Source organism: Clostridium sp. CAG:43 (assembly GCF_000434655.1).
GTDB classification, from domain to species: domain Bacteria; phylum Bacillota; class Clostridia; order Lachnospirales; family Lachnospiraceae; genus Otoolea; species Otoolea fessa.
The window spans coordinates 2,139-9,067 of sequence record NZ_FR895056.1 but is presented as its reverse complement, the minus strand read 5'-3'; the positions used below and the strand labels follow the sequence as shown (position 1 = coordinate 9,067).

General features: G+C 51.6%; 6 protein-coding genes and 1 riboswitch. All 6 genes read left to right on the top strand.

Annotation, left to right across the window (positions count from 1 at the left end; genetic code table 11):
- On the top strand, positions 1–1,492 hold a 1,492-nt coding region (locus QVO97_RS04515), incomplete at its 5' end, for a PTS fructose transporter subunit IIC (RefSeq protein ID WP_288188924.1).
- 94 nt (positions 1,493–1,586) lie between these two features.
- Positions 1,587–1,844, top strand: a complete 258-nt coding sequence (locus tag QVO97_RS04510; RefSeq protein ID WP_022359198.1) for an HPr family phosphocarrier protein — start codon at positions 1,587–1,589, stop codon at positions 1,842–1,844.
- A gap of 80 nt (positions 1,845–1,924) precedes the next feature.
- Positions 1,925–3,550, top strand: coding sequence for a phosphoenolpyruvate--protein phosphotransferase (ptsP, locus tag QVO97_RS04505; RefSeq protein ID WP_288188943.1), 1,626 nt, complete (start codon positions 1,925–1,927; stop codon positions 3,548–3,550).
- Between the two features lie 80 nt (positions 3,551–3,630).
- Positions 3,631–4,377: a DeoR/GlpR family DNA-binding transcription regulator gene (locus QVO97_RS04500; protein ID WP_022359196.1), complete on the top strand. Its 747-nt coding sequence runs from the start codon at positions 3,631–3,633 to the stop codon at positions 4,375–4,377.
- A gap of 348 nt (positions 4,378–4,725) precedes the next feature.
- Positions 4,726–5,541: an AAA family ATPase gene (locus QVO97_RS04495; RefSeq protein WP_022359195.1), complete on the top strand. Its 816-nt coding sequence runs from the start codon at positions 4,726–4,728 to the stop codon at positions 5,539–5,541.
- Positions 5,531–6,724: a vWA domain-containing protein gene (locus tag QVO97_RS04490; RefSeq protein WP_022359194.1), complete on the top strand. Its 1,194-nt coding sequence runs from the start codon at positions 5,531–5,533 to the stop codon at positions 6,722–6,724. Before QVO97_RS04495 ends, QVO97_RS04490 begins: the two co-directional genes overlap by 11 nt.
- A gap of 89 nt (positions 6,725–6,813) precedes the next feature.
- Positions 6,814–6,898, top strand: a riboswitch (NiCo riboswitch).
- Positions 6,899–6,929 lie beyond the last annotated feature (31 nt).

Genomic DNA, 6,929 nt, shown 5'->3' with positions numbered 1-6,929 from the left:
AGAGAATGCCGCACAAGCAGGTGGTCAGGAGATTCAGGCGCAAAAAGCGGGTGCAGAGACGGAAAAGACAGCCGGACCGAAGATCTTAGCGGTTACTTCCTGTCCGACCGGTATCGCGCACACCTACATGGCAGCCGAAGGCCTGGAAAAAGCGGCACGCGCGAAGGGCTGGAAGATCAAAGTTGAGACGCGCGGTTCAGCCGGAGCAAAAAATGTGCTGACGGCACAGGAGATCGAGGCGGCGGACTGCATCATCGTGGCAGCGGACGCACAGGTGCCGATGGATCGATTTGACGGAAAACGAGTGATCGAATGTCAGGTTTCGGACGGTATCAGCAAGGCACCGGAGCTTTTGGAGCGCGCGGCGTCCGGGGAGGTACCGGTTTACCACGCAGCATCATCTGGAAGCAGCAGCCCGGCAAAGGCAGCCTCTGGCGGCAAATCGGGCAGTGTCGGACACCAGATTTACACGCAGCTGATGAATGGTGTCTCCCACATGCTTCCGTTTGTAGTCGGCGGCGGCATCCTGATTGCGATTGCGTTTCTGATTGATGGTTTCAGTGTGGATATGAATGCACTTCCGCTCGACCAGCGTGTAAACTTTGGTACGATTACCCCGCTGGCGGCATGGTTTAAAACTGTCGGTGGTGTGGCATTTGGCTTTATGCTCCCGATTCTGGCTGGTTTCATCGCGATGGCGATCGGAGACCGCCCGGCGCTGGCAGTCGGTTTTGTCGGCGGCATGATTGCTTCTCAGGGAAAATCAGGTTTTCTTGGTGCCCTGGCGGCAGGTTTTATTGCCGGATATCTGATTCTGGCGCTTCGGAAAGCGTGCGAGAATCTTCCAGAGGCACTGGAAAAGATTGCTCCGGTCCTGATTTACCCGGTTGTGGGCGTCCTGCTCATCGGACTGGTTATGAGCTTCGTCGTAGAGCCGGTCATGGGCGCGATCAATATGGCGTTAAACAATGGTCTGAGCAGCATGGGTGGTTCGAGTAAGCTGATTCTTGGTTTTGTGCTGGCGGCGATGATGGCGATCGACATGGGCGGTCCATTCAACAAGGCGGCATATGTATTTGGTACGGCGGCAATCGCCTCCGGCAACTACGATGTGATGGCAGCTGTTATGATTGGCGGTATGACACCGCCGTGTGCGATTGCGCTGGCAACAATGCTGTTTAAGAAGAAATTTACAAAGGAAGAGCGCGAGGCAGGACCGACCAACTTCATCATGGGTCTGGCATTCATCACGGAGGGCGCGATTCCATTTGCAGCGTCCGATCCGGTACATGTGCTTCCAGCCTGCATCGTCGGTTCGGGTGTTGCGGGAGCGATGAGCATGTTATTTAACTGTACGCTGATGGCGCCGCATGGCGGAATCTTCGTATTCCCAGTTATGGGAAATCCGCTGTTCTATCTGCTGGCACTGGTGGTTGGCATGGCGATCTCGACGGTACTCTTAGGAGTTCTCAAGAAGAATGTAGAAGAATAGATAAATAATTTTTTTTGACGGAATGTGAATCTTTATTAGAAATTTTTTGGTCAAATCAATCAAAATAGGTTATAATGAGAAGGAGAACATCATCATGAAAGAGTTTAAATATACCATTACAGACCCGGAAGGAATCCACGCACGCCCGGCAGGTGAACTGGTAAAGGCGGCAAAACAGTTTACGAGTACGATCAAGCTGGCGAAAGATGGAAAGAGCGGCGACTGCAAAAAGATTTTCGGTATCATGGGACTGGCGGTAAAGAATGGACAGGAAGTAACCCTGACTTTTGAGGGCGAGGACGAAGAAGCAGCTTATGAGGCAGTCAGCCAGTTTATGAAGGAAAATATGTAGTTTAACAAAGATGCCGCGATGTAAGGGATTATTACATGGCGGCATTTTTCGATAATGGATCAATGGAAAGGGGAATGATCATGCAGACGTATCGTGGAAAAAGTGTATTTGGCGGTGTCGCAGTTGGAAAAATATGTGTGTATCAGAAAGGCGAGCAGACCGTAAAACGGACGAAAATAGAGAATACAGAGCAGGAAAAAGCGCGGTTTAATGCGGCAGTTCAGGAGTCCATCCGCCAGCTCGGCGAGTTGTATGAAAAGGCGGTAAAAGAAGTTGGCGAGGCGAATGCGGCGATTTTTGAGATTCATCAGATCATGCTGGAGGACGAGGACTATCTGGACGCGGTTCAGAATATCATCGATACGCAGAAGGTCAATGCCGAGTATGCGGTTGCGGTGACCGGTGACAATTTCGCCCAGATGTTTGCGGCGATGGAGGACGAATATATGCGCGGGCGCGCGGCGGATGTCAAAGATATTTCGGAGCGGATTGTGCGCGTTCTGTCCGGAGGCGCAGGTCAGGGCATCCATACGGACGAGCCGGTGATTATTCTGGCAGATGATTTAGCACCGTCAGAGACGGTACAGCTTGAAAAGGACAAGGTGCTATCCTTTGTGACGGTACACGGTTCCGTCAATTCACACACGGCGATCCTGGCGCGTACGATGAGCATTCCGGCGCTGATCGGAACGGACGTGGCGCTCGATGAGACGGTAGATGGGAAATTTGCGGTTGTGGATGGTACTAACGGAGTCCTGTATGTGGAACCGGATGAGGAGACATTGGAAACAATGCGCCGCCGGCAGCGGGAGGAACAGGAGAAGAAAGAACTGCTGCAAACACTGAAAGGGCGCGAAACAGTCACTCTGGATGGCAAGAAGATCCGCCTGTATGCGAACATTGGCAACAGCAAGGATCTGGCGTCGGTCATTCATAACGATGCAGCGGGCATCGGACTGTTCCGCAGCGAATTTTTGTATCTGGAAAAAGAAACATTTCCGACGGAGGAGGAGCAGTTCCAGGTATATAAACAGGTAGCGGAAACGATGGCGGGCAAACCGGTCATTATCCGCACGCTGGACATCGGCGCGGACAAGCAGTGCGATTATTTTGAACTGAAAAAAGAGGAAAATCCGGCGATGGGCTGCCGGGCGATCCGTATCTGCCTGACAAGACCGGAGATTTTCAAGACACAGCTTCGTGCGTTGTTTCGGGCAAGTGCCTATGGCAATCTCCAGATCATGTATCCGATGATCACAAGTGTCTGGGAGGTCGAGGCGATCGCGAAGATTGTCGAGGAGGTCAAGACGGAGCTGACCGCACAGAATCTCCAGTTTGGCGACCCGAAGCAGGGCATTATGATTGAAACCCCGGCGGCAGTCATGGTAAGCCGGGATCTGGCGAAAAAAGTGGACTTTTTCAGCATCGGAACGAACGATCTGACCCAGTATACGCTGGCAGTTGACCGTCAGAACCCGGAGCTGGATGCATTTTACGATCCGCACCATCCGGCGGTGCTGGCGATGATCCGCATGGTTGTCGAAAATGCGCACGCCGAGGGCATCTGGGCAGGTATCTGCGGCGAATTGGGCGCGGATCTGAGTTTGACAAAAGAATTCCTGAAAATGGGTGTGGATGAGCTTTCCGTATCGCCGGGGCGTGTGCTGCCGATTCGGAAGGTCATTGTCGAAAGCAGCTGCAGTTGATAAGAATATTAAGACAGAGAGAAGTGAAAAATTGAGCTAAAAAAAGTTCAACCACAGCAGAAGATGAAAGGAAAAGAGTCATGCTGACAGAAAAAAGATACGAACTGATTTTGGAACTTCTGGATAAAAAGAGGAGTGTGACAGTTCCTGAGATTAAAGATGTGCTGGGAGTTTCGGAATCGACGATCCGGCGGGATCTGAATGCGCTTGACAAGGCGGGGCGCCTGACCAAGGTGTTTGGCGGCGCGGTGTCCTCAGACGGGACATTTACGGGAACCGAACCGTCAGTGGCACAGAAGATGGAATTGCAGCAGGAGGAGAAAAGGAGAATCGCCCAGTTTGCGGCGGGACTTATCCAGCCGGATGATTTTGTCTATCTGGACGCGGGCACGACGACCGGGTATATCTTAGACTATCTTCCGGTGCGCAGCGCCACGTTTGTGACGAATGCGGTATCACATGCCAAACGGCTGGCAGCCGCCGGAAACCGCGTAATTCTGATTGGTGGTGAGTTAAAGGGCACGACGGAGGCGGTCATCGGAAGCCAGGCGATCCTGACGATCCAGGGCTATCATTTTACAAAGGGATTTTTTGGAACCAACGGCGTCAGCAAGCGCCACGGTTTCACGACGCCGGATCCGAATGAGGCATTAGTCAAGCAAGAGGCGATGCGCCAGACAGAGCGCTGCTATGTGCTGGCGGACAGCCAGAAATTCGGCATGGTAAGTTCGGTGACGTTCGGGGTGTTTGAAGAAGCGACGATCCTCACGGAGACAGAGCCGCCGGAAGGATTTAGCGGCAGCAAGAATATCCGGGTGGCAAAGTAGAATAGTGAGCAGTAACAATCGTGTTTTTCTAATGAAATCCTAACATATATACGATTTGACAAACTATTAGAATATTGCTATATTATGATGAAAGGGTCAAAAAGTTTTTTGACACTCTGATACCAAATTCAAAAATCTTCCTGCAAGCAAGCTTGCATCGGATTTCTGAACTTTTGGCACTGGTATCGCAAATCAATAGGGCGGCAAACGGGCAGGATTATGTATGACGATCGGGAGGAACGATGGATCCGAACCGAGCGCAGTCAGCATGGATCCTGAATCGTTATGCCGCCCTTGTTAGTGTTTACAGTTATGTAAAAGGAGAACTTTCTAAAAGGAGAATTTATCATGCAGCAATTTCACGGCAGTGACGAATACATCGCTTCGGATGAACTGATCCGCAGCGTTAACATTGCGGCGGCGCTCAAAAAGCCGCTCTTAATCAAGGGAGAACCGGGCACTGGAAAGACGATGCTCGCGGAGGCGATTGCCAGATCCCTCGATATGGAACTTTTGATCTGGAATATTAAATCGACGACCCGCGCACAAGACGGTCTTTACGTGTACGATACGGTACAGCGTCTTTACGACAGCCAGTTTGGTGCGGACGGCGTTGATGATATTGCCAGATATATCCGCCTCGGAAAGATGGGAGAGGCATTTGAGAAGGAAAAGCAGACGGTTCTTTTGATCGATGAGATCGATAAAGCGGATCTGGAATTCCCGAACGACCTGCTCTGGGAACTTGACAAGATGGAATTTTACATTCCGGAGACGGGAAAGACTGTCAAAGCGAAGCACCGTCCGATTGTGATTATTACCTCCAATGCGGAGAAGGAGCTGCCGGATGCGTTCCTGCGCCGCTGTATCTTCCATTATATTGCATTTCCGGAGCAGCCGATGATGGAGAAGATCATCAAGGCACATTACCCGGATCTCGACCAGAAGCTGATCGACGGCGTGCTGGACGCCTTCTACCGGGTGCGCGATCTGCGCGGTCTGCAGAAGAAGCCGAGTACCTCCGAGGTGTTGGACTGGATTCAGGCGCTTGTGATCGGCGGCGTGCCGGTGGAGAAGCTGGAAAAGGAGATCCCGTTTGCGGGGGTACTCTTAAAAAAGACAGAGGATTTAAAGCTGGTGGAGAATAACCGATATGTTTACTGATTTTCTGTATCTACTCCGTTCTTACGGGATGAAGACGAGCCTCAATGAGTGGAACAGCCTGATGGATGCGCTGGAAATGAACCTGAACGACGCGAGCCTGACGGAGTTTTACTATATGGCGAGGGCGGTTCTGGTCAAAAAAGAGTCCGAATATGACAAATTTGACCAGGCATTTCTGGCATATTTTAAAAATGTGCAGACGTTTGAGGAACTTCCGAAGGAGGTCTTAGACTGGCTTGCCAAGGCGCACGCGCAGACGCCGTATGATAAGGATGAGGTCGATGCGCGGTTTGCGGGACTTGATCTGGACGATATCCGTAAAATGATGGCGGAACGACTGAAAGAGCAGCATGAGCAGCACCACGGCGGCAATAAGTGGATTGGAACCGGCGGTACGTCGGCATTTGGACATTCCGGTTACAGCCCGAAGGGCATCCGCGTGGGCGGACCGGGCAAAAACCGGAGAGCGCTGCAGGTGGCGGAACAGCGGAATTACCGCGATTTCCGCGACGATGCGGTCATCCAGATCCGGCAGTTCCAGGTGGCGCTCAAAAAGCTGCGTCTTTTATCCTGCCGTGAGGATGGACCGAAAACGGAGCTCAATGTGGAGAAAACGATCGAGAAGACCTGTGACGAAGGCGGACGTCTGGAGCTCGTCATGGAGCGCCCGAGAAAGAACCAGACGAAGCTTTTGCTTCTGATGGACAGCGGCGGGTCGATGTGGGCATATGCGGATCTGTGCAACCGGCTGTTCCAGGCGGTCAATCAGTCGTCTCATTTTAAGGATTTGAAGATTTATTATTTCCACAACTGTTTCTACGATCAGCTGTTTACGACGCCGTCCTGCTCCTGGAGGGATAAGATCTCGACCGAGTGGGTCTTTCACAACCTGAAACCGGAATACAAGGTAATTCTGGTTGGGGATGCGTCGATGGCGCCGTCGGAACTTCTGTACCGCGGCGGCAGTCTCGACTATTTCCACAGCAACGAGCGGACGGGCATTTACTGGCTGCAGGAGATGCACCGGCGTTTTCCGTCAGCGATCTGGCTGAACCCGATGCGGGAAAATAACTGGGCATATGCCTACGGTGCGTACACGATCAGTCTGATCCGCGAGGAGATTCCGATGTTTCCGCTGACGGCGGCAGGACTTGAGGCTGGAATTAAGGAATTGAAAAAATAAATATGGAAAAAGGGGCGGTTCCCGATATTGACAACAAAGTAAATTTGTGCTATTATTCATCATAAACTCTTTGCACTGCATATCAAACTACAGTACAAACTGAGCAGACCGTGAATATCATGGGGTCGGGTCGCAGAAGCGACAGTGGAAGTTAGTTTCATCCACGGGACAGTAGTTACTCATACTGGTTCGTGGGTGTTTTTTT

Bases quoted from the DNA above. Each gene is read 5' to 3' on its own strand.
- QVO97_RS04500 (WP_022359196.1), top strand. From the start codon at position 3,631: ATGCTGACAGAAAAAAGATACGAACTGATTTTGGAACTTCTGGATAAA.
- QVO97_RS04510 (WP_022359198.1), top strand. From the start codon at position 1,587: ATGAAAGAGTTTAAATATACCATTACAGACCCGGAAGGAATCCACGCA.
- QVO97_RS04490 (WP_022359194.1), top strand. From the start codon at position 5,531: ATGTTTACTGATTTTCTGTATCTACTCCGTTCTTACGGGATGAAGACG.
- QVO97_RS04495 (WP_022359195.1), top strand. From the start codon at position 4,726: ATGCAGCAATTTCACGGCAGTGACGAATACATCGCTTCGGATGAACTG.
- ptsP (WP_288188943.1), top strand. From the start codon at position 1,925: ATGCAGACGTATCGTGGAAAAAGTGTATTTGGCGGTGTCGCAGTTGGA.